Annotated in this window: 19 protein-coding genes and 1 tRNA gene; 9 read left to right on the top strand and 11 right to left on the bottom strand. The window is 65.2% G+C overall.

All coding sequences use genetic code 11. The features are described 5' to 3' along the window. The first annotated feature begins 1 nt into the window (after position 1). The gene (locus MQW23_RS17250) at positions 2–2,851 is read left to right on the top strand and encodes an insulinase family protein (protein WP_252109459.1); all 2,850 of its coding nucleotides are present in this window, start codon (positions 2–4) and stop codon (positions 2,849–2,851) included. Between the two features lie 16 nt (positions 2,852–2,867). On the opposite strand, the gene sbcB is transcribed toward MQW23_RS17250, so the two are convergent. The 4 genes from sbcB to minC all read right to left on the bottom strand — a co-directional run bounded on the left by sbcB (position 2,868) and on the right by minC (position 6,467). Beyond that, positions 2,868–4,364 carry an exodeoxyribonuclease I gene (gene sbcB, locus MQW23_RS17245; RefSeq protein ID WP_252109458.1) on the bottom strand — a complete coding sequence of 499 codons (1,497 nt, stop codon included), beginning with the start codon at positions 4,362–4,364 and terminating at the stop codon, positions 2,868–2,870. Between the two features lie 130 nt (positions 4,365–4,494). Continuing rightward, the gene (minE, locus tag MQW23_RS17240) at positions 4,495–4,749 is read right to left on the bottom strand and encodes a cell division topological specificity factor MinE (protein ID WP_252109457.1); all 255 of its coding nucleotides are present in this window, start codon (positions 4,747–4,749) and stop codon (positions 4,495–4,497) included. Continuing rightward, positions 4,746–5,564 (bottom strand): septum site-determining protein MinD, encoded by an 819-nt coding sequence (gene minD / locus MQW23_RS17235; RefSeq protein WP_252109456.1) that lies wholly within the window; start codon positions 5,562–5,564, stop codon positions 4,746–4,748. The genes minE and minD overlap by 4 nt, the downstream gene beginning before the upstream one ends. A 159-nt stretch (positions 5,565–5,723) precedes the next feature. Next, positions 5,724–6,467 (bottom strand): septum site-determining protein MinC, encoded by a 744-nt coding sequence (gene minC, locus MQW23_RS17230; RefSeq protein WP_252109455.1) that lies wholly within the window; start codon positions 6,465–6,467, stop codon positions 5,724–5,726. Positions 6,468–6,660: 193 nt separating this feature from the next. Between minC and MQW23_RS17225 the strand changes: the two genes are divergently transcribed. After that, positions 6,661–9,471, top strand: coding sequence for a DUF349 domain-containing protein (locus tag MQW23_RS17225; protein WP_252109454.1), 2,811 nt, complete (start codon positions 6,661–6,663; stop codon positions 9,469–9,471). 188 nt (positions 9,472–9,659) lie between these two features. On the opposite strand, the gene phbB is transcribed toward MQW23_RS17225, so the two are convergent. Further along, positions 9,660–10,406: an acetoacetyl-CoA reductase gene (gene phbB, locus MQW23_RS17220; protein WP_252109453.1), complete on the bottom strand. Its 747-nt coding sequence runs from the start codon at positions 10,404–10,406 to the stop codon at positions 9,660–9,662. A gap of 289 nt (positions 10,407–10,695) precedes the next feature. On the opposite strand from phbB, the gene MQW23_RS17215 reads away from it, so the two are divergent. Then, positions 10,696–10,772, top strand: a tRNA-Met gene (locus MQW23_RS17215). Between the two features lie 202 nt (positions 10,773–10,974). Here the strand turns inward: MQW23_RS17215 and MQW23_RS17210 are convergent. Next, positions 10,975–12,141: an S-(hydroxymethyl)glutathione dehydrogenase/class III alcohol dehydrogenase gene (locus tag MQW23_RS17210; protein ID WP_252109452.1), complete on the bottom strand. Its 1,167-nt coding sequence runs from the start codon at positions 12,139–12,141 to the stop codon at positions 10,975–10,977. A 155-nt stretch (positions 12,142–12,296) separates the two neighbouring features. Here MQW23_RS17210 and MQW23_RS17205 point away from each other — a divergent pair, with 155 nt between their 5' ends. Then, a complete protein-coding gene (locus tag MQW23_RS17205; RefSeq protein WP_252109451.1) occupies positions 12,297–13,334 on the top strand; it encodes a GlxA family transcriptional regulator in 1,038 nt (345 codons plus the stop codon). Between the two features lie 10 nt (positions 13,335–13,344). Here MQW23_RS17205 and MQW23_RS17200 read toward each other — a convergent pair whose 3' ends face one another. From MQW23_RS17200 to MQW23_RS17180, 5 genes are read right to left on the bottom strand one after another with little or no spacing between them, the layout of a single operon-like run. Beyond that, positions 13,345–14,427 (bottom strand): CobW family GTP-binding protein, encoded by a 1,083-nt coding sequence (locus MQW23_RS17200; RefSeq protein ID WP_252109450.1) that lies wholly within the window; start codon positions 14,425–14,427, stop codon positions 13,345–13,347. 5 nt (positions 14,428–14,432) lie between these two features. Beyond that, positions 14,433–14,882: an RNA polymerase-binding protein DksA gene (gene dksA / locus MQW23_RS17195; protein WP_252109449.1), complete on the bottom strand. Its 450-nt coding sequence runs from the start codon at positions 14,880–14,882 to the stop codon at positions 14,433–14,435. 50 nt (positions 14,883–14,932) lie between these two features. After that, positions 14,933–15,586 (bottom strand): DUF1826 domain-containing protein, encoded by a 654-nt coding sequence (locus MQW23_RS17190; protein ID WP_252109448.1) that lies wholly within the window; start codon positions 15,584–15,586, stop codon positions 14,933–14,935. Positions 15,587–15,626: 40 nt separating this feature from the next. Continuing rightward, on the bottom strand, positions 15,627–16,442 hold the full coding sequence (locus tag MQW23_RS17185) for a metal ABC transporter permease (RefSeq protein ID WP_252109447.1): 816 nt from the start codon (positions 16,440–16,442) through the stop codon (positions 15,627–15,629). Further along, entirely contained in the window at positions 16,432–17,190 is a 759-nt protein-coding gene (locus MQW23_RS17180) for a metal ABC transporter ATP-binding protein (protein WP_252109446.1), read from the bottom strand. The genes MQW23_RS17185 and MQW23_RS17180 overlap by 11 nt, the downstream gene beginning before the upstream one ends. A gap of 127 nt (positions 17,191–17,317) precedes the next feature. On the opposite strand from MQW23_RS17180, the gene MQW23_RS17175 reads away from it, so the two are divergent. From MQW23_RS17175 to MQW23_RS17155, 5 genes are all read left to right on the top strand, one after another. After that, complete coding sequence (locus MQW23_RS17175) at positions 17,318–18,376, top strand: zinc ABC transporter substrate-binding protein (RefSeq protein WP_252109445.1); 1,059 nt, start codon at positions 17,318–17,320, stop codon at positions 18,374–18,376. A 139-nt stretch (positions 18,377–18,515) separates the two neighbouring features. Further along, entirely contained in the window at positions 18,516–20,081 is a 1,566-nt protein-coding gene (gene nikA / locus MQW23_RS17170; protein ID WP_252109444.1) for a nickel ABC transporter substrate-binding protein, read from the top strand. After that, positions 20,081–21,025, top strand: a complete 945-nt coding sequence (gene nikB, locus MQW23_RS17165) for a nickel ABC transporter permease subunit NikB (protein WP_252109443.1) — start codon at positions 20,081–20,083, stop codon at positions 21,023–21,025. The genes nikA and nikB overlap by 1 nt, the downstream gene beginning before the upstream one ends. After that, on the top strand, positions 21,022–21,903 hold the full coding sequence (gene nikC, locus MQW23_RS17160) for a nickel ABC transporter permease subunit NikC (protein ID WP_252109442.1): 882 nt from the start codon (positions 21,022–21,024) through the stop codon (positions 21,901–21,903). Before nikB ends, nikC begins: the two co-directional genes overlap by 4 nt. After that, entirely contained in the window at positions 21,900–22,691 is a 792-nt protein-coding gene (locus MQW23_RS17155; RefSeq protein ID WP_252109441.1) for an ATP-binding cassette domain-containing protein, read from the top strand. The genes nikC and MQW23_RS17155 overlap by 4 nt, the downstream gene beginning before the upstream one ends. Positions 22,692–22,701 lie beyond the last annotated feature (10 nt).

The following is a 22,701-nucleotide window of genomic DNA, read 5'->3' as shown; positions in this document are numbered from 1 at the left end:
AATGTTATCAAGCGATCCTTTTTCCCGCGTCTCCCTGCGTGACGCGCTGACCGGCGCGCTGCTCGGCACGTGCCTGTACGCGCCGGTGATCTGGGCCGAGCCACCTCAGGTGGCAAAGGTCACCACGCCGACCACCAGCCCCTTCGATGCCCGCGACTACCGGGTACTGACCCTGGACAACGGCCTGCAGGCGCTACTGGTGAGCGACCCGGACGCCGACAAGGCCGCGGCGTCGATGAACGTACGCGTCGGTAGCGCCCAGGACCCGGAGGATCTTTTGGGCCTGGCCCACTTTCTCGAACACATGCTGTTTCTGGGCACCGAGCCCTACCCGGAGCCGGACGCCTACCAGAGCTACATCGCCAATAACGCCGGCTCGCACAACGCCTTCACCTCGCAGCAGGACACCAACTACTTCTTCGATGTCGACCCCGAAGCGCTGCCCGGCGCGCTTGACCGCTTCAGCGCGTTCTTTCTCTCGCCGCTGTTTAACGCCGATCAGCTCGAAAGCGAGCGCAACATCGTCCACTCCGAGTACATGGCGCGCATTCGCGACGACGCCCGCCGCGAAAACGACGTGCTCGACCAGGTGCTGAACCCGGACAACGCCACCACCGGCTTCGCCGTGGGCAGTCGCGAAACGCTGGCAAGCCCTCCGGAAGGCGAAACGTCGCTGCGCGATCGCATCATCGATTTCTACCACCAGCACTACGACGCCAACGTCATGAACCTGGCCTTGGTCGCCCCGCAGCCGCTGGATACGCTTGAGGAGTGGGTGACCGAGCGCTTTGCCGACATTCCTGATCATGGCCTCTCGGCGCCGACCATCGACGCGCCGCTCGCCTTGAGCGATGAGCTCCCGACGTATCTTGAGCGTCAGTCGCTCGAGGATCGCCGCCGGGTCAACTTCTACTTCCCCGTACCCGACCCGATCGACGAGTACCGCACCAAGCCGGCACAGCTGGTCGCGCATCTGCTCGGTGATGAAAGCGACGGCAGCCTGCTCGCCGTGCTGCGCGATGCGGGCCTCGCTCTGGGGCTTTCTGCCGGGGTCGGGCGCGGCGACGGTGAGCACGCGCTGTTCACGGTCTCGATCAGCCTGACCGAGCGCGGTACCGAGCGCCTGGAGGACGTGCAGGCCACGCTCTTCGCCGCAATCGACGAGATTCGCCGCGAAGGTATCGATACCTGGCGCTATGACGAGCAGGCCGCCCTTGCTGAGCAGGCATTTCGCTTCCAGCAGCACGGCGACCCGCAAAGCGAGGCAACGCGCCTGGCCATGAGCCTGTCGCGCTACCCGGTAGAGGACGTCCAGTACGCCGCCTACCGCATGGACGGCATGGACAGCGCGGCGCAGCAAACGTATCTGGAGGCGCTGACGCCGGAGAACATGATTCGCGTCTATTCGGATCAAAGCGTCGAGGGCGACACCGCCTCGCCCTGGTTCGATACCCAATGGGCGCGCCTCGACACGCCGGATACCGCGGGCAAGGCGCTTAGCGGGCTCTCGCTTGCCCCGCCCAACCCGTTCATTGCCAGTGACCTGAGCCTGGAGCCGGGCCAAGACGAGGCGCCTGGCGTGCTGATGCAGACGCCCGCCTTCACCGCCTGGCACATGCAGGACAGCCGCTTCAATACGCCAAGCGTCGAGTGGCGAGTCAGCCTGCAGCACCCAAGCGCGAGCTACTCCGCCGAGGAAGCGGTGCTGACGCGGCTGCTGTCGGGCTGGCTCAACGATAGCCTCAGCAGCGCCCTTTACCCGGCCTGGCTCGCCGGCCACTCCTTCAGCGCTTACCCCCACGCTCGCGGCATGACGCTGGCGTTTTCCGGCTGGCGCGACGGCCAAGCGCCGTTCATCGAGCAGGCCATCGAGCAGCTCAAGACCGCCCAGATCACCGAAGACAGCTTCGAGCGCGTGCGCAGCCAGCTCACCCGCGAGTGGCAAAACGCCCCGCAAGCATCGCTCTACGGCCAGGCCAGCCGCCTGGTGGGCGAGGCGCTGCTGTCGCCGCAGTGGGGAAGCCAAGCGCTACTCGAGGCAAGCGAACACCTCAACCTCCACCATTTGGAAGACTTCCGCCAGCGTTTTTTACGCGGGCTCTACGTCGACGCCATGGCGGTGGGCAACCTGACCGAGGCCCAGGCCCAGGAAGAGGCCGAGACGCTTCGCAACGCGCTGACGCCGCGCCTGACTCGCGATGAAATCGGCGAGCTGACGCCGCTGGCGGTCGCTGAAGGTGACGAGGTGCTGAGCCCGGATAGCGCTCGCAACGAGTCGCTGGCGCTTCGCTACGTGCAGGGGCGCGATCAAAGCGAGCGCGAACAGGCGACGCTAAGAGTGATCGCCCAGTGGCTGGATACCGACTTCTACCAGACGCTGCGTACCGAGCAGCAGCTTGGCTATATCGTCAACGCCAGCTACTCGCCGCTGCTCGAGGCGCCGGGCATCGCGTTTCTGGTGCAGTCGGCGGACGTCGACAGCGACGAGATCGCCGCGCGCATCGAACGCTTTTTGGAAGGGGCAGAGGAGGCACTACAAACGCTCGACGACGAGGCGCTAGCGCCGCATCGCCAGGCCGTGGCGCGCCGGCTCGAACAGCGCGACACGAGCCTTTCCGGCATGGCCAACCGCTACTGGCAGGCGACCGCCCTGGATCCGGTGCGCTTCGACCGCCAGGCGCAAATGGCCGAGGCGGTGCTTCAGGTCAGCGCTGATGACGTGCGCGACAGCTGGCCGTCGCTGATGGCCCACGTGCTGGAAGTGCGCTTCGACCCGGGTGACGCGCCCAGCGACGTGGCCGCCTATCGCGATACGCTCGCCCCCTTCCCACAAGACGACGCGGCGCGCTAGTTTGAGCCGCGCCCGCTCAGGCGTCGAACGCCTGGGCGGGCAGCATCGCCTCGACGAACATCACCACCTCTTCGAGAATCTGGCGCTGGTAGTCGGTCAAACTCTGCTGGTTGTAGCGCTCGATCTCCCGGGCAAAGGCCTTGAGCGTAAAACCGGACACCGCCGGGTCGTTCAGCCGCGCCCAGCGAAACGCCTCCCACTGCTCGCGCTCCTCGCCTTCCAGGGTTTCCGGGTAGCTGCGCGCGCGAAAGCGAAACAGCATCTCCTCGAGCCGCGGGTCCTGAAAGGCAAAGCGCGCCCCGACCAGATCCCAGGCCGGCGTTTCGCGCACCCACTCCATCTGCTGGCGGTCGGCCCCGGAGAAGAAGCTGCCCGAGTAGAGCATTAGATCCGGGTCCTGCGGACCTTCCTCGAAGCCGGCGCTGAACACGCCGACCACCTTTTCGGCAATGACCGTGCCCTGATCGCGAAGCGTTTTCCAGTGCGCGCGACACTGGTCGACATCGATCCCCAAACGCGCCTGGATGTCGCCGTACTCGCCCTTTTTCGGCCCCTCGACGTCCTTTAGCGCGGTAGCGGGAAACACCACCGGGCAGCGGTTGATGTGGATCACCTTGAGCGGAATGCGCGACTCCCCTTCCGCCAGATCCTGGTGGCTGACGAACACACGCTCGCGAATCTGCTCGACGGTGAGCGATACAAGCGCGCTCGGGTCGGCGCTCAAATCAAACGCGATTACGCCGTTGGGGTTGGTAGGGTGCTTTGCTAGCGGCATTACCAAGGCACTGCAGGCGCGACTGGCCGGGTAGCGCCGCGAGATGTGCAGCACCGGCTTGGCGCTGGCGACATCGAGCTGAGCAGCCACGGCGCGCTTGCCGCGAAGGCCGAGCAGGTAGTCAAACAGCCTGGGATTTTGAACCTTGAGAAGCCTCGCCAAAGCGATCGTGGCGCGCACGTCCGCCAGGGCGTCGTGGGCGCCGGCGTGCTCGATGCCGTTGGCCGCGGTCAAATCCTCGAGTTTGAAACTCGGCGCGCCGTCTTCTCGCTTGGGCCACTCGATCCCCGCCGGGCGCAGCGCGTAAAACGCGCGCACCACGTCGATCAAATCCCAGCGGGAGTTGCCGTTTTGCCACTCGCGGGCGTAGGGGTCGAGGAAGTTACGGTAGAACAGGTGACGCGAGACTTCGTCGTCGAAGCGCAGGCTGTTGTAGCCCACCACGCAGGTGCCGGGTTCACTCATCAGCGCCTGGATGCGGCCGGCGAACTCGGCCTCGGCCAAGCCGTGGCGCTGGGCCTTTTGCGGCGTGATACCGGTGATCAGGCACGCTGCCGGGTGTGGTAGCGCGTCGTCACTGGGCTTGCAGTATATCTCGACCGGCTCACCGATTTCGTTGAAGTCGGCGTCGGTTCTGAGCGCAGCGAACTGCGCCGGACGGTCGCGGCGCGGGTCGGCGCCGAAGGTTTCGTAATCGTGCCAAAGAAAACTGGCAGGGGCGGCGTTGGCTGGCGCCATGTGTGGATACTCCCGTGGACGTATCCCGCCACCCTACAACAACGGCGGTGAACACAAAAGTTCCGCCGTTCTCCAGGCTTACGCTCGCCCGCTCATCGCCACGTGCCCTTCAAGACTCACTCGCTGCCTTTCACGAGTCGCGCGGCAGGGTCACGTTGAGTTCGAGCACCGAGCAGTTGTCTTCGCTGTCGAGCGATACCTGGATGGCGTCGTCGGCAACGTGGACGTAGCGGCGCACCACTTCCAAAAGCTCGCGCTCGAGCATCGGCATGTAGTCGGGCTGACCGCGCTGGCTGCGCTGGTGAGCCACGATGATTTGCAAGCGCTCCTTGGCCACCGAGGCGGATTTCTTGCGCTCGCGCTTCAGGAATTCGAGCAGTTTCATCGCCGACCTCCTCCAAACATGCGGCCCAGAAGACTCTTGCGTTGAACTTCGTGAAAACGCAGCGGCACGTCTTCACCAAGCAGGCGCGACACGGTGTCGGCGTAGGCCTGGCCCGCGTCGCTGGCGCCGTCGTGGGTGACCGGCACGCCCTGGTTAGAGGCGCGCAGCACCGCCTCGGACTCCGGAATCAGCCCCAGCAGGTTGATGGCGAGAATCTCGCGGATATCTTCCAGCGTGAGCATGTCGCCGGAGGTAACGCGCGACGGGTTGTAGCGGGTAATCAGCAGGTGCTCGCGCACCGGGTCCTGGCTTTGCTCGGCGCGGCGAGTCTTGGAACCCAAAAGCCCGAGGATGCGATCGGAGTCGCGCACCGAGGAGACTTCCGGGTTGGTCACCACCACCGCTTCGTCGGCGAAGTACATGGCAAGCTGCGCGCCGCGTTCGATACCGGCGGGCGAATCGCAGATCACGAAGTCGAAATCGCCGCGCAGCTGCTCGAGGATCTCTTCCACGCCTTCCTGAGTCAGCGCGTCCTTGTCGCGGGTTTGAGACGCCGGCAGGATGAACAGGTTCTCGACGCGCTTGTCGCGAATCAGCGCCTGGTTGAGCGCCGCCTCGCCCTGGATGACGTTGACCAGGTCGTACACCACACGCCGCTCGCAGCCCATGATCAAATCCAGGTTACGCAGGCCCACGTCGAAATCGATGACGACGGTCTTTTTGCCGCGCAGCGCAAGCCCGGTGGCAATCGCCGCCGCGCTGGTGGTTTTGCCGACCCCCCCTTTACCTGAGGTCACTACGATAATTTTGGCCAAGAGTTATATCCTTTCAGAGGTCGTTGAATCGCGCGGCGTCTCTTTTTATCGTCATCGCGCGCAACGCACATGTCTGTGTCAATCCGGTGACGTCGCCTGTATCGCTACTCTATCGAAAAGCGCCCGCCACGTCGCTACGTCAATCGTACCAGCCTCACCCTAGGCCAGTAGTTTGATCTCGAGCTGTTCTTCACTGAAGTGCACCTGCGCGGCCAGCCCTAAAAGTTTTGGGTCGATATCCTCGAGGCGCTTGTAGTTGCCGGCCACCGACAAAAGCTCCGCTTCGAGCTCGCGACAATAAATACCGGCGTGGGTATTGCCGTGAATGCCCGCCAGCGCTCGCCCTCGCAGCGCGCCATAAACATGAATGCTGCCCGCCGCCAGCACCTCGGCGCCGGCGTTGACCGCGCCGATCACGACCAGATCGCCCTCGGCGGCGCTGACCTGCTGGCCCGAGCGCACGGTGCCGCGAAAAAGCCGCGTGGTGACTGCGACCGCCTCGTGTGGCGTCTCATCGACGCGCTCGCTGGGCGCGACATCGGTGCGCTCGACGCTTTCAAGCGCCCGCGAGCGCCCTTCTTCGACCGGCGCAAACCAGCCAAGCCCCAACGCCCAGGCCGACTGTCGCACCGGCTCCGGGCCGCCGCGCACCGCGACCGGCAGAAGCTTGTGATCGCGGCACACCGCGCAGATGCGCTCCAGCGCCAGGTGCGGCTCATCGAGTTTTTCCACGCCCAGTACAACCGGTGTATGCTGGAAGAAGGCGGGAGATTGGGAGAGTTTGCCGGCCAGTTGACGCCTGATCTGCTCGGGGTCGGCGCTGCTCAATTCCATGACGGTCATGGGCAGCATGCCGCCTTTAAAGGTAAAGGCGTTGTCGGCACTATCGGCGTTGAGGCTCATGGCCGAACTCCATGTCATGTTCAGGTAAGATAAACTTAGCGCTTGTACGCGCCGGGAATGTAACGGCTTGCCCACCCTTTGCGGCCAGCGCACATTGCCACTGGCAAAGCTAAGCGACAGCGACGGTGACTGCAACTACCAAAGCACCGATAGCTGATTTTTTTCACGCGATGCACCTCTTGCAGGAAGATTCATGCACGGACTGTTAAGACGCTTGTTCGCGCCTCGGTGGCAGCACCCCAACGCCGAGGTTCGCCGCCAGGCCCTCGAAACGCTGGACCCGCAGCAGCCCGACCAGCGCGATGCTCTGAAAACGCTGGCCGACGACCCGGACCACACCGTTCAACTGGCCGCCTTGCTGGCGCTTGGGGATCTCGACACGCTGACCAGCCGGCTCCCCGAGCGCCAGAACGTGCCCGGCTGGCGCGAGGCCGTGATCGAGCGCCTATCCGGCCGGGAAGGCCAAACCGACCTTTATACGCGCACCCGGCTGGTCGACTCGCTATCGAACACGGCGCTGCTCAACGAGATCGCGCTGCGCGGCGACAACCTCGACCTTCGCCTGACCGCGTTAAACCGGCTCATTGATGATGAGGATCTCATCTACCAGGCCTGTAATAACGGCGTAGCGAGCGTGCGAAAGCGCGCCGCCGAGCGCCTCGACAGCGAGCCGAGTTTGAAAACGCTGTTGAAACAGGCGCGCCGCGATCGCAACGTCATGCGCCTGGCACGCGAAAAGCTCTCGCGCCTGCGTCACGACAACGAGTGGTTCGATCAGCAAACGACGCGCCGCGAAGAGCTGCTCGACAAACTCGAGCAGCACGCCCGCGCGCCCTGGGAGCCGCTTTACGGCGGACGCCTTCGCCACCTGGAGCGCGAGTGGCGAAAGCTCGACCATCCGCCCGGCCCCCGCGAAGAAGAGCGCTTTCACCAAGCGCTGCTTAGCGCGCGCAAAACATTGAACGACCATGAAACCCAGGAGCAGGCGCGCCAAGCGCGCCAGGTGCGCCGCGAAGAGATCGAAGCGACCCGCGAACAGCTACTCGCCGGGCTCGAGGAGACGCTGAACGGGCTCGTCCACGCCGAGGCCGTTACGCTTCAGGACATCGACAGCCTGCGCGCCCAGCGCCAGCTTCTGGGCCAGCGCTGGCAGTCGCTGTCGGATCTTCACGTACCGCCGGAGACGACCCAGGCGCGCTACACCCAGGCACTTGCCGCCTATGAGCGCGTCACGGAGGCCTGGCAGCGCTGGCAAACGCACCAGCCCGACGTCGAGCGAGGCCTCGCCGACCACGACCCCGCGACACTCGAAGAGCAAGTCCAACGCATTGCCTGGCCCAAAGACCTGGCAAGACCGGCGCTTTTACAGCGCGCCCTAGCACTTCTGGCGCTGGAGCAGCCGGCGGGCGAACAGACGCAACAAGCGCCTTCACTGGAGGCGCTGGACGCCGAGCTCGACAGTTTCGAGCACATGCTCGAACGCGGCGCGTTTAAAAGCGCCAGCCGGCTCCACCAGCGCCTCAAACCCGCGATCGACGCGCTGGACAGCGCCAGAGCCAAACCGCTCAAGGCGCGCTTGAAACACCTGGGCGCGCAGCTGGCGGAGCTCAGGGACTGGCGCGGCTTCGTCGCTGGGCCCAAGCGCGAGCAGCTCACCTTGAGCATCGAGGCGCTGGCCGAGGCGCCGGCGATGGCGGATGCGGCGCTGGACCGTCGCCATCGCCAGCTGGTGAAGGAGTGGAAGGAGCTTGGCGACGCCGCGGCCAGCCGAGCGCTGTCGACGCGCTTTCGCGCCGCCTCCGATCGCATTCACGAACGCCTGGCGCCCTGGCGGGAAACCCTCGATCAGACGCGTCAGGCCAATCTGCGCCAGCGTGAAGCGCTTTGCGAGCAGCTCGAAACCCTGTGCGAGCAGCCCGCCGACAACGCCGACCCGGACGTGCTGCGCGAAATTCGCGATCGCGCCCGGCATCAGTGGCGCGAATACGCGCCGATCCCGCGGGAGGCCTCGGAAACGGTCGGCCGGCGCTTTGGCAAGGTGCGCCATCGGCTGCAGGCGCTGATCGACCAGCGCGCCGAGCAGATCGCCGCGCAAAAGCGCGCGCTGATCGACGAGGTCAACGCGCTGCTGCACGCCACCGAGCGGCCTATTCACGAGCGCATCACCCGCGCCAAGGCGCTTCAGCAGCAGTGGCGCACGTTGGGGCGGGCACCCAAGGGCGAAGAGCAAACGCTTTGGAAGCACTTTCGCGGCGCCTGCGATCAGCTGTTTGCCCAGCGCGACGCGCACAAGAGCGAACAGTCGGCGCGCTCGCAGCAAAAGCTCGACGCCATGCAGGCCCTGATCGACGAAATGGACGCCTGGCAGCCGGAAAACGCCCGCGAGGCCCAGGCGCTCGAGGCGTTTATCCAGCGCGCCCAGCAGCTCGAACCGCTGCCGCGCAACCGGCGAAGCGAGGGCATGCAGCGCCGCCTGAGCGGTATTCTGCGCGCCCGGCGCGAGCGGTTGAGCCGTTTAGAAGTGGCCGATACCGTCGCGCAGTGGCACGCGCTCATGCCACTGACCCAAGCCCACCTGAGCGCGGACCAGCGCGCTTTTGAAGCGCAGCAAAACGACGCCGTCGAGGCGGCGCAGGTGCTCACGACTCCGCCGACCGGGGCGTTTTGGGACGCGCACCAGCGCCGCAACGACGCTAGAGGCGCAGCGATCAGCGCCCCGGAGCAGAGTCGTCAAACCGTCGAAGAGGGCGTGGCACGGCTTCGCGTGCACCTCTCGCTGCTGGCACTCGGCAGCGTCAAGCCCGAAGACGAGCCGCTTCGCTTGGCCATTCAGGTCGAACGCTTGAACGACGGCCTGGGTAGTGAGCGCAGCCCGGCAGAAGAGACGCACAGCGTGCTGGCCGCACTCATGGCGCTGGGGCCGGTGCCTGCTGACGTTTGGGACCGGGAGGTCAATGAGCTCGACGCGCTGCTGAGCCGGCTTGCGCGTCAGCCTCACGCTTGAGGGCCAAAGCGCAACCGTGGCGTATCGAAACCGAGCGTCCTCAGCGGTAGAAAGGCATCAGAAGAAGCAAGCGAGGAACTGGAAACAAGAAGAGAGAAACCAGAAAGGAGGCTTGTGGCCTCCTTTCTTTTGCGCCGCGTTCCGGCGGCGAGTGCGAGCGGTGTGCTCGGCGCTTGAAGTCGGGCGTATCAGCCCATGAACTGACCGCCGTTGATATCAATATTGGCGCCGGTGATGAAGCCCGACTGCTCATCGGCTAAAAATGCTACCAGCCGGCCGATCTCTTCCGGCGTGCCGTAGCGCTTGATGGGGATGGTTTCGCGAATCGCCTCGCGCACCTTCTCGGGAATCTCCATGATCATGTCGGTGGCGATATAGCCCGGCGACACGGTGTTGACCGTGATGCCCTTGGTAGCGGTTTCCTGGGCCAACGACATGGTCAAACCGTGCATGCCCGCCTTCGCCGCGGCGTAGTTGACCTGGCCGAACTGCCCCTTTCGCCCGTTGATCGAAGAGATGTTGATGATACGCCCGTAGCCCTGCTCAAGCATCGGGTTGATCACGCTACGGCAGGTGTTGAAGACGCTGTTGAGGTTGGTATCGATTACCTCGCTCCACTGCTCTTGCGCCATCTTCTTGAGCGTACCGTCGCGCGTGATACCGGCGCAGTTGACCAGCACGCTGATCGGTCCGTGGGTGTCGGCAATTTCCTGGGCGCCGTCCAGGCACGCCTGGTAGTTCGACAGATCGACGCCGGAAAGCGCCATGTTGTCGAAGCCGTCGGCTTTTTGGCTCTCGAGCCACGTTTTCGCCTTTTCCGGATTGCGATAACCGGCGACCACCAAATACCCCGCCTCGGCCAACGACCGGCAAATGGCCGTGCCGATCCCACCTGTTCCACCCGTCACCCACGCCACCTGGGGTTGATTAGCCATTGTTTACCTCCCTGAAATGACAAATGACCTGCATCCGAGCCACACAAGACGTGGCGCAAGCCACTTCGAGTTGGTGCCACCGCAAAGCGTTTGGCACGCACGTGTTGTTATCTTCTGCTCCTGCGCACCGAGCCGGTTTCCTTGAAGTTGAGAAAGCCCGTTGCGTCATGGAAAGCATAGCGTTACTCCCCCAATGTTGCAGCACGATGAATCCACGCGCGGCGTATCGATTTATCGCACGCGATGATTGACTTGGCCTAAAACTTATGTAGAATACGCCCCACGTTGATGCGGGGTGGAGCAGTCTGGTAGCTCGTCGGGCTCATAACCCGAAGGTCATCGGTTCAAATCCGGTCCCCGCTACCAATATTTATCAAAGAAGCCGTTACCGAAAGGTAGCGGCTTTTTTGTGTCTAGAGCATGAGGCAGGTCAAGAAAGCGTGTCGGGCTCGGCTCTTCATAAATTCAGGAAGGTCATCGGCTCACTCTTGTTATAAAGTCAGCGGCCCCCGCTATCCTCCCGGATGAAAAAAGCCGCCCCTTAAGTTAAGGAGCGGCAAATCTATTCTCAGCTAGCCGGCACGATCTTGCCCGCCAGCCCCTCCGGCTGCATGGTCTCGCCGGGCTGGAAGTGGATCACTGAGCGGATCGACTTGCCTGCGTGCAGCAGATCGAAGGCGGTGTTGATCTGGTCGTGGGTCATGTTGTGGGTGATGTAGGGGTCGACGTCAAAGTCGCCGCGCAGCCACTCGTCGACCATTCCGGGGAGCTGGCTGCGGCCCAGCACACCGCCAAACGCCGAGCCGCGCCAGACGCGCCCGGTCACCAGTTGGAAAGGCCGCGTGGCAATCTCCTCGCCGGCGCCGGCCACGCCGATCACCGTGCACTCGCCCCAGCCCTTGTGGCAGCACTCCAGCGCGGCGCGCATGACGTTGACGTTGCCAATACACTCGAACGAGAAGTCGACGCCACCGTTGGTCATTTCGACGAGCACCTCCTGGATCGGCTGGCTGAAGTCCTTCGGATTGACGCACTCGGTCACGCCCATGTCACGGGCCAGGGCGAACTTGTTGGGGTTGGTATCGATACCGATGATGCGCCCGGCGCCGACCATCTTCGCGCCCTGGATCACGGCCATGCCGACCGCCCCGAGGCCGAATACCGCCACGGTCGCCCCGGGCGTCACCTTCGCGGTGTTGCGCACCGCGCCCATGCCGGTCGGCACGGCACAGCCCATGACGCTCGCCTTGGCCAGCGGCGCCTCCTTGGCGATTTTGGCAACCGCAATCTCCGGCAGCACCGTGTACTCGCTGAAGGTGCTGGTGCCCATGTAGTGGTGAATCATCTTGCCCTTGTAGGAGAAGCGCGAGGTACCGTCGGGCATGACCCCGCGCCCCTGGGTCTCGCGAATGGTCTGACAGAGATTGGTCTTGCCGGACTGAATGTAGGGGCAGTTTGGATCTTCCGGGGTGTAGAGCGGGATCACGTGATCGCCGGGCTTCACCGATAGAACGCCGGGGCCTACCTCTTCGACCACGCCCACGCCTTCGTGGCCGAGCACGGCGGGAAAGAGCCCTTCCGGGTCGCGGCCGGAGAGCGTGAACATGTCGGTGTGGCAGAGGCTGGTGGTGACGATACGGACCAGCACCTCGCCCGCTTTTGGCCCCTCCAGGTCGATCTCCTCGATCTCAAGCGGGCGGTTGGGCTCCCAGGCAATGGCGGCGCGCGTTTTCATGACATCTCTCCTGCTCAATGCAAAAATGATATGTTATAACGTATTTATAATGCGCCATAGCCGGACGACCGGTCGAATCCGGACAGCGTGCACCGCCATCGAGACGTGCACAGCGTCAAACGACAAACGCGGAAAACCCATCAGGAGGAGACGCCATGCAGGGCGGTGAAGCAAACAGCGCAGCAGCGACCAGCGACGCGCCGGGCGAGCAGCACGTGCACTTGGTCATCTACCCCGGCTTCAAGCTGATGGAGGCGGCGGGGCCGCTTAGCGTGTTCAGCTACGCCAACCAGCGCCTGGCGGCGCACGGCGAGGCGTTTCGCTACCGGGTGTCACTGGTGGCCCCGGTACCAGGGCCCGTCGTGTCGGATACCGGGGTCAGCCTGGACGCCGGCGGCCCGCTGCCGGATAACGCGCCGCTCGAGACGGTGATGATCGCCGGGGCCGTGGAGATCGAACAGGCGCTTGCGCGCGAACCGGCGCTGGTGCAGTGGTGCCAGCGGCGCGGCCAGGAGGCCCGGCGCTTTGCCGCGCTGTGCACGGGGTCGTTTTTTCTGGCCCAAGCGGGGCTGCTCGACGGGCGACGCGCCGCAACCCACTGGGACTACGCGCCGCTTTTGCAGCGGCGCTTCGCCGCGCTCGAGGTGGATGCGGATGCGATCTTCGTGCAGGACGGCCACTTCTGGAGCTGCGCCGGGGTTACCGCAGCGATCGACCTAGCGCTGGCCTTCGTCGAGCAGGACGCCGGGCGCGACCTGGCACTGGACGTGGCGCGGGATCTGGTAGTGTATCTCAAGCGTCCGGGCGGGCAGTCGCAGTTCAGCACCGCGCTGACCAGCCAGATGAGCGGATCTCCCGGCATGCGCGAACTCAAGCGCTGGATCACCGAGCGCCTCGACACCCCGCTGACGCTTGCGGACATGGCCTCGAAAGCCGGCATGAGCCCGCGCCACTTGAGTCGCACCTTCGTGGCCGAGTTCAACATGACGCCCTTGAACTGGCTGGAAGAGGCGCGCTGCGAGCGCGCCAGGACGCTGCTGCTGGATACCGACTTACCCATGAAGAGCATCGCCTGGCGGGCCGGGTTCAGCTCGGACGAGCGGATGCGCAAGGTGTTCGCCAGGCGCTACGCGCTCACGCCCACCGCCTACCGTGCACGCTTCAAGACCACCCGCGCCGAGGTCGTGCACTGAGCGCGGCGCTCTAAGCGCTCTCTTTCGACACGCTGAAGAAGTGATACATCTCGGCCACCGTCTCTGGCGCGATGTGCTGGGTGATGAACACGAACCGCGAGACGCGATCCGAAACGCACTCGAGAGGAAGCTCTGCGGGCGGGTGGAAGATCTGCTGGACGCCGTGAATCGCCAGCGGCGCGTCGCGGCCGGTCAGGTGCACCACCGCCTTGATGCGCAGCATCTTGTCGCCCATCAGCGACATCAGCATGTCCAGCCAGTTCTCAAGCGTGTCCGGGGCGATGCGCTCCTCGATGGTGAAGCAGAAGGCGCGGATCGAGTCGCTCTGGTGGGCGTGGTGGTCGGCTGAGTGGTGCGCCGTTACCGGGCCGGGGCTCAAGGAAATCGCGGTGCCCGCGTGGGGCGCGGCGGGGGTGACCGTGTAGCGCCCGGCCTTGAGCCACTGATCGACCTGATAGCCGCCGTCGACGTGGAGCCCGGCGCCCACCAGCAGGCTCGCGGAGAGCTTGCCATCGACCACCTGCCACTGCTCGGCGGTCGGGTTGAGCCGGGCGAGCCGGTTGGCAAGCCCGGATACCCCCGCCTGCTCGGCGAGATCGGTCTTGGTGATCAGCAGTTTATCCGCCACCCCCACCTGCTGGCGCGACTCCTCATGGGCGCTCAACGTCGCGTCCCCGTTCACCGCGTCCACGCAGCACACGACGCTGTCTAGCTTGAAGCGGTGCGCAAGCCAGGCATCGGTCATCAACAGCTGCAAAATGGAGGTAGGCAGCGCCAGCCCCGTGGTTTCGATCACCACGCGCGTCGGGGCGGGCCTGCCCCGCGCTTCGAGATCGTTGAGCGCCTCGCGCAGGGTGCGGGCCAGATCGCCGCGCAGCGTGCAGCACAGACAGCCGCTGCTCATCTCGATCACGGCCTGCTCGTCGCTTTGGGTGATCAGCTGATGATCGAGGCCAATGTCGCCGAACTCGTTGATCACCACCAGGGTGTTGTCCATGGAGGTCTGGCGCACCCAGCGGTTGAGCAGCGTGGTCTTGCCGCTGCCCAGAAAGCCGGTGAGCACATTGACGGGAATCAAGGGCGGTGTCGTCATGACGTTCACTCCCATCGGGTCTTGCGAAAATGGGTTTCCTGGCGCTCCTGACGCTCCTTCGCCTCGATGCAGAGCCGCGCGGTGGGGCGAAACAGCAGCCGGGCAATGCCGATGGGCTCGCCGGTCTCCTCGCAGAAGCCGTACTCGCCATTTTCGATACGCTTCAGGGCAGCGTCGATGTTCTTCACCAGCCGGCTTTCACGATCGGCCTGACGCAGCGAGAGGCGAAGCTCCTCCTCGAAGGAGGCCTGGTCGGCCTCGTCGCTGTCGCGCTCGTGGGAGGCGATCGACGCTCTTATCTCGGCCAGGCGCGCCTGGATCTCGTCGCGCTCGTCCTGCAGGCGCTGGCGAAAGAACGCCAACTGGCGCTCGTTCATGTAGTCGTGCTGGCCCATGGCAAGCAGGGCGTCTTTCGTCGGCGCCTCGCTCGGCGCCGCAACGGGCTGGTCGTTCATGCAGGCCCCTTCTTAAAAAGAACAAGATCGCACAGGCGTGCGCATTCACATCACGCCGGGTCGATGGTCATCAACAGCCGCTTCTCGCCGGGTGCCAGCGCCGGGCTGCGGTGGACCAGCGCCCGCTCTTCACACCCGACCCAGCCGCTGCCCTTGATCAGGGCAATGTCGCCGTTCGCCATGGTCTGAATGGCGCTCGGGTCGGTGACGATGTCCGGACGCTCCGGGCGCGGCGCGCCGAGGCCGGCCCGGTTGACGGCGTGCGCCGGCAGCCACTCGCTGCCCGGCCCCACGTAGGTGCTTACCAGCCGCACCGGCAGGTTGTCGCAGTGAAAGCGCGGGCACATGGCGCTATCGAGCAGGCGAAGGCGCACACCGACGGTTTCGGTCTCGAACAGAAAGGCGATGGCCGAGGCGATGGTGCTGACGTCGTCGATCAGCGCGTCGCCGGCCTCGGGCGCCGGCAGGTGGCGACGAAGGTCCGCGGTGAAGGCCTCGTCCACCTCGCCCAGCCAACTAAACTGCCAGGCGCGGTCGGTCTGACACTGCGCCTGCGCGCTCAGCACGATATCCGCCGGGAGCGGGCGTGTCAGCACGGCCAGGTTGATCGCCTCTTCAAAAATGCGCGGCAGCACGCTGATGTCGTCATCGAGCGCGGCGTGGCCAAACAGGGTCGTCGCGGCAGGAGCGAGTCGTTGCGTCATGGCGGTCTCCAGAAACGGGTCGAGAAAAATGTCGGGCGGGTCAGGCCCGCGCCGTCAAACGCTGCGCCAGGCGACCCCCCTGGCTTATAAGCGTTGCCAGCAGAAACAGCACCGCGGCCAGCGTCACCATGGTGGGACCGGTGGGCGTATCCATCAGGTAGGCGGTTTTGAGGCCGCCGGTCACCGCCGTGAGCGCCACGCCGGTGGCGCCGATTGCCATGGCCTCCGGGGTGCGGCAAAACGGGCGCGCCGCTGCCGCCGGAATGATCAGAAGCGCGGTGATCAGCAAAACGCCCACGACCTTGAGCGCCACGGCCACCACCATGGCCAGCGCCAGGGTCAAAATGAGCTGTTCGCGGCGTGGGTCGATGCCGCTTGCGTAGGCAAGCTCGCGGCTCATCGTCGCCATCAGAAGCGACGACCAGCGCCAGCCCAGAAGCGCCAGCACCAGCGCCGCGCCGCCGCCGATCACCCAGAGATCACTCCTACCCACGGCCAGAATGTCGCCGAACAGGTAGGCGTTGAGGTCGATGCGCACCCCGGAGAGAAACGACACCGCCACCAGCCCCACCGCCAGCGCCGAGTGGGCGGCAACGCCGAGCAGCGTATCCATGGCGACGCCGCGCCCGCTGAGCATCGACACGCCGCCCGCCATGAGCAGTGCCACCATCAACACGCCGGCGAAGATCGAGATGTTCATCAACAGCGCCAGCGCCACGCCGAGAATCGCCGCGTGGGCGGTGGCGTCGCCAAAGTAAGCCATGCGCCGCCAGACGACGAAGCAGCCAAGCGGGGCGGCAGCCAGCGCTACCAGCACGCCGGCGAGGGTGGCGCGCACCATGAAATCATCCAGCATTGGCGCGCTCCTCGTGGTGATGGCGGTAAAGCGCCAGGGGGTTGGCGCCCTGGTCGTCGGCCAGCATCTCGCCGAACAGCGCCTGGTAGTCCGGCGAGGAGGCGACGCGCTCGGGTTTGCCTTCGCAGCACAGGGTACGGTTCAGGCAGACGACGTGATCGGCGGTGCGCATCACCACGTTCAGGTCGTGGCTGACCATCAGCACGGCGCAGCCGTAACTTTGGCGCACCGCCTCGATACGGCGATAGAACTCTGCCGTGCCGCGCTGGTCGAGCCCCTGGGTAGCCTCATCCAGAATCAGAATGTCCGGCCGGGTCAGAAGCGCCCGCGCCAAGAGCACGCGCTGGAACTGGCCGCCGGAAAGGTGGCTCATCGTCGCCTGCAGAAGATGCCCGGCGCCGGCCTCGTCGAGGGCGCGCTCGACCGCCGCTGGGTCCTGGCGGTGTGGCAGGTTGATGAAGCGCTTGACCGTCATCGGCAGCGTCGGGTCGAGATGCAGGCGCTGGGGCACGTAGCCGATACGCAGCCCTGCGCCGACTCGCACACTGCCAGCGGCGGGCTTGACCGCGCCGATCAGCGTCTTGACCAGCGTCGACTTGCCCGACCCGTTGGGGCCGATCAGCGTGAGTACCTGGTGGCGATAGAGCGTCAGGTCGATGTTCTCGAGCACGAACTCGCCGCCGAAGCGCACGCTCAGGTGCGAAACGCTCACCAGCACTTCGTCCGGGGTAGTGGGGGCTAATTCCATCGGTAGCATCGTCTTGCCAATTATTGTTATGTTATAACATGACTATCAAGTCTTGACGACCCTTTCCTGCCGCTGTCGGTAAAAGGCCGTCACCTAACCAACCCTCGATGACTCTCTGGAGCACACCATGCCGTCTACGCGTTTATCCTGGCCCCTACTGGTGGCCTTCCCTCTGGCCGCTGCCGCCGACGCTCCCCGCGTTGCGGTAGACATTCCCCCGGTGCAGTCGCTGGTCGCCACCGTACTGGGTGAACACGGCGAGCCTTCGCTGTTCATCCAGCCCGGCGCCTCGCCCCACGGCTACTCGTTGCGCCCCTCGGAAGCCCAGGCGCTCGACGACGCCGACCTGGTGGTCTGGGTGAGCAACGACCTCACCCCCTGGCTCGAAGGGCCGATCGACAACCTCGCCTCCGATGCGCGCCATCTCGAGCTGATGAAGGCCCCGGGCACGCAGGTCCTCGAGTACCGCGACGGCGCCACCTTCGCCCTCGGCGATAGTGACGGCCACGATCATTCTCACGGCCATTCACACGGTCATGAACACTCACACGATCAAGAGCATTCTCATGACCATGGCCATGAGCACGAGCACGAGCACGAGCACGAGCACGAGCATGATAACCAGCACGCTCATGACCATGGCCACAGCCATGAGCACAGCCACGAGGGCACCAACCCCCACGCCTGGCTCTCGCCCGAGAACGCCCGCCAGTGGCTGGGTGCCATCGCCGAGCAGCTAAGCGAGCTCGACCCGGACAACGCCGACGACTACCGCGCCAACGCCGAACAGGGCCAACAGGCGCTCGTCGAGCTTGAGGCGCGCCTCGATCAGCGCCTGGCCGAGCACCACGACACCCGCTACGTCGTCTTCCACGACGCCTACCAGTACTTCGAGGAGGCCTTCGACGTACCCGCTGCCGGGGCGATCTCGCTGGGTGACGCCTCCGCGCCGAGCCCGGCGCGCATCGAGGCGCTGCAGACGCTGGTGCGAGAAGAGAACATTCAGTGCGTGTTCAGCGAGCCGCAGTTCAATGCCCAGCTCGTCGAAAGCGTCTTTGGCGACACCGCGACGACCACCGGCGTGCTCGACCCGCTGGGCGTCGGCCTGCCGCTGGGTGAGTCGCTCTACCCGGCGCTGCTCGAGCAGATTGCCGACGAGATCGAGCGCTGCGGCCAGGCAAGCTAAAGCGCGGCGACCGCTCGTTTTGAAGGGCCGCGAGCGGGCGCCTGCCTACGCCTCGGTGGGAAAGTATGATAATTTTCTAAATTCATCATACTGACTCTGCATCGCGTTCGAGCGAATGTTCGAGCGAACCGAGGTAATCATGCGCGCAGCTTTAGGTGCCCTTCTGGCGCTCTCCCTGGCTCTGGGGTTCGACGGGCCGGCCGCGGCCCAAACGCGGCTCGACGTTTCCTGGCCGACCAACGTAGGGCCGTTGAACCCGCACCGTTACACCCCCAACCAAATGTTCGCCCAGGCGATGGTGTATGAACCGCTAGTGCGCTACCAAACCGACGGTTCGATCGCCCCCTGGCTTGCCGAAAGTTGGGATATTTCGGAGGACCGGCGCACCTACACCTTCCATCTGCGCGAGGACGTACGCTTTTCCAACGGCGAGCCCTTCGATGCGGCGGCGGTGGTCGCCAACTTCGACGCGATCCTGGCCAACCCCGCTCCCCACGCATGGCTCGAGCTGACCCATCAGATCGATCGCGTACGCGCGCTGGACGAGGCTACCGTCGAGCTAACCCTCCAGGCACCCTACTATCCGCTACTGCAGGATCTCACCCTGCCTCGCCCTTTTCGCTTCGTGGCGCCTTCGCAGTTGACCGACGACGCCTCCGGCGGCATTCGTGCGCCCATCGGCACTGGGGCTTGGGTACTCGACGAAACGCGCCTGGGCGAATTCGACCGTTTTAAACGCAACGACAGCTACTGGGGCACGGCGCCGGCGTTCGAGGAGGTCGACGTTCATGTCATCGCCGACCCCAACACCCGCGCCATCGCGCTGCAGACCGGTGATATCGATTTGATCTACGGCTCACAAGGGCTCATCTCGCCGGACACTTTCGAGCGACTCGCCGATAGCGGGCGCTACACAACGGCGCTTTCCGAGCCGATGGAGACCCTGATGCTGGCGATGAACAGCCAGCGCGGCGCCACGGCGGATCTGGCCGTACGCCAGGCGATCAACCACGCGGTGGACAAGGCCAGCATCGCCGAAAGCGTCTTCTACGGTACGCAGCAGGTCGCCGATACACTGTTCGCCCCGGGCGTGCCCTACGCCGATGTAGGGCTCACCCCCTACGCGTTTAACCCCGAGCGCGCCGCCGAGCTGCTCGATGAGGCGGGCTGGCGCCTCGATCGCGGCGTGCGCATGAAGGATGGCGAGCCGCTGCAGATCGATCTGGTGTTCGTTGGCAACGATGCGGTGTCGAAATCCACCGCAGAAATCATCCAGGCGGAGCTTTCAGCGCTTGGCATGATGGTTCGCCTGATCGGCGAGGAGGAGAGCAGTGTCTACGCCCGCCAGCGCGACGGGCGCTTCGGCATGATCTTCAATCGTACCTGGGGGGCGCCTTTTGACCCCCACGCCTTCATCAGCGCCATGCGCGCCCCCGCCCACGCCGACTACCAGGCGCAGCTGGGGCTTGCCGACAAACCCGACATCGACGCGCTGATCGGCGACATTCTTGCGTCGACCGACGAGACGCAGCGCCAGGCGCTTTACGAGACGCTGCTGACCCGCCTGCACGAGGCCGCCGTTTATCTGCCGCTGACCTATTCCAACGTGCTCGCCGTGGCTTCACCCAAGGTCGGCGAGATCCACTTTGGCGCCATGGCCAGCGAAATTCCGTTTGACCAGTTCACCCCCGAGGCCGAGCGCTGATGGCCGGTTTTATCCTCAAGCGGCTGTTGCTGCTGCCGCTACTGCTGCTGGCGGCGTCCATCATCATCTTTTTGCTGCTGCGCCTGGGCCCGTCGGACCCGGCGATGGACTACCTGCGCCTCTCTCAGGTGCCGCCCACCCCCCAGGCGCTCGAGCACGCTCGGGCGGCGCTGGGTCTCGACCAGCCGCTGATCACCCAGTACGTCCAATGGCTTTCAAGCGCTTTGCGCCTCGATTTCGGCGTCTCCTACGCCACTCAGCGCCCGGTATTCGAGGACATGCTGCACTTTCTACCGGCCACCCTCGAGCTTGCCGGCGTCGCGCTGGTGCTGACGCTGCTGGTGTCGATCCCGCTCGGGCGCTGGGCGGCGCGTCACCACCACCGCGCTCCGGATATCGTCGTGCGCCTGATCGCTTTTTTCGGCGTGTCGATGCCCAACTTCTGGCTCGGCTTTCTGCTGGTGCTGCTGTTTTCGGTCACGCTGGGGTGGCTTCCGCCGATGGGCCGCGGCGGGGTCGCGCACCTGGTGTTACCGGCGGTGGCGATCTCGCTGATGTCGCTTTCGATCAACGCGCGGCTGCTGCGCGCCAGCATGCTGGAGGTGGGAGGCCAGCGCCACGTGCAGTACGCCCGCCTGCGCGGGCTCGGTGAGCGCGAGGTGGAGCGTCGCCACGTGCTGAGAAACGCCCTGCTTCCAATCATTACCGCCACCGGCATGCACGTCGGCGAGCTGATCGGCGGCACGCTGATCATCGAGAGCATCTTTGGCTGGCCCGGCATCGGGCGCTACGCCGTGTCGGCGATCTTCAACCGCGACTACCCGGTCATCCAGTGCTTCACGCTGCTGATGGTGACGATCTTCGTGGTCTGCAACCTGATCGTCGATATCGTCTACGCTGCCGCCGACCCGCGCATTCGCATTTCCAGGGAGGGCGTACAGTGAGCACGTCAAGCGCACCGTTATCGCCGTCGTCTCAATTTCCATCTCAGGGGCGCTTGCTCAGGGCGCGGCTAACCACCTACATCGCCCTGGCGCTGGTGGCGGGGCTGGTATTCGTGGCGCTGTTCGGCGCCGGGCTTTCGCCGTTCGACCCCAACGCCGTGGCGCTGCCCGAGCGCCTCGCCCCGCCGAGCGCCACGCACTGGCTCGGCACCGACCATCTGGGGCGCGACATTCTCGCAAGGCTTCTGGAGGGCACGCGGGTCTCGCTCGGCGTGGTCGCCGTAACGCTTTCGCTGCTGCTGGCGATGGGCATCGTGGTGGGCGGCAGCGCCGGATTCATCGGCGGGCGTTTCGACCAGATCGCCATGCGGATGACGGACATCTTTCTGACCTTTCCCACCTTCGTGCTGTCGCTGTTCATGATCGGCATGCTGGGCACGGGCCTGGTCAACGTGATACTCGCCATCGCGCTCTCCCACTGGGCCTGGTACGCACGCATCGTGCGTTCGGTGGTGCTGTCGCTCAAGCATCGTGACTACATCAGCGCCGCGCGCATGGCCGGCGCCGGGCGGCTGCGCATCTTTACCCGCCACCTGCTGCCGTCCACGCTGTCACAGCTGGCGGTACTCGCCTCACTCGATATCGGTCACATCATGCTGCACGTCTCAGGCCTTTCGTTTCTCGGGCTCGGCGTCGCCGCGCCGACACCAGAGTGGGGCGTAATGCTCTCGGATGCGCGCCAGTTTGTCTGGACCCAACCGATGCTGATGCTCTGGCCGGGGCTTGCGCTGTTTGTGAGCGTGATGGCCTTCAACCTGCTGGGCGACGCGCTGCGCGACCGCCTCGACCCTCAACTCCAACGGGAGCACATGCATTGAACGCGCCGCCCACGCACCGCACCCTGACGCTTGAAGGCATGACCGTCGACACCCGCGACGGGCGCCTGGTCGACGACGTCTCGATCACCCTCGCGCGCGGCGAAGTGGTGGCGCTGGTCGGCGTCAGCGGCTCGGGCAAGTCGCTGAGCTGCGCGGCGGCCCTCGACACCCTGCCCAGCGGCACGCTCAAACGCGCGGGCCAGGCCCACCTCGACGGCGCGCCGATCGCCGCGACGCTCTTACGCGGGCGGGTGGTGGCCTCGATCATGCAAAACCCGCGCAGCGCCTTCAATCCGGTGCGCACGCTCAAAAGCCACTTCGATGAGACGCTCAAAGGCCTTGGCGTGGCCAGAAAGGCGCGCGGCCCGCGCACTCGCCAGGCGATGCTGGACGCGGGCCTCGATGACCCCGAGCGTCTTTTAAAGCTTTACCCGTTTGAAATGAGCGGCGGCATGCTTCAGCGCACGATGATCGCGCTGGCGCTGGCAAGCGAGGCGCCGTTTCTGTTCGCCGACGAGCCGACCACGGATCTCGACGTGATCCACCAGCGCGACATTCTCGACCTGCTCGCCGACCTGCGTACGCGCTTCGGCCTGGGGATTTTGCTGATCACCCACGACATGGGCGTGGTGGCGCGCCTGGCCGACCGGGTGCTGGTGATGGACCAGGGCCGGCTGGTGGAGAGCGCACCGGTCGAAACGCTGTTTAAGCGCCCGCAGCACGGCGTCAGCCAGGCACTGGTCGAGGCGCACCTGGCGCTCTATCCCCATCTGCAGGCACCGTCATGAGGGTTATCAC

This window comes from Halomonas sp. S3-1-1, assembly GCF_023757625.1.
GTDB lineage: Bacteria > Pseudomonadota > Gammaproteobacteria > Pseudomonadales > Halomonadaceae > Vreelandella.
The sequence above is the reverse complement of the archived record's forward strand: the minus strand, read 5'-3'. Positions and strand labels throughout refer to the sequence as shown.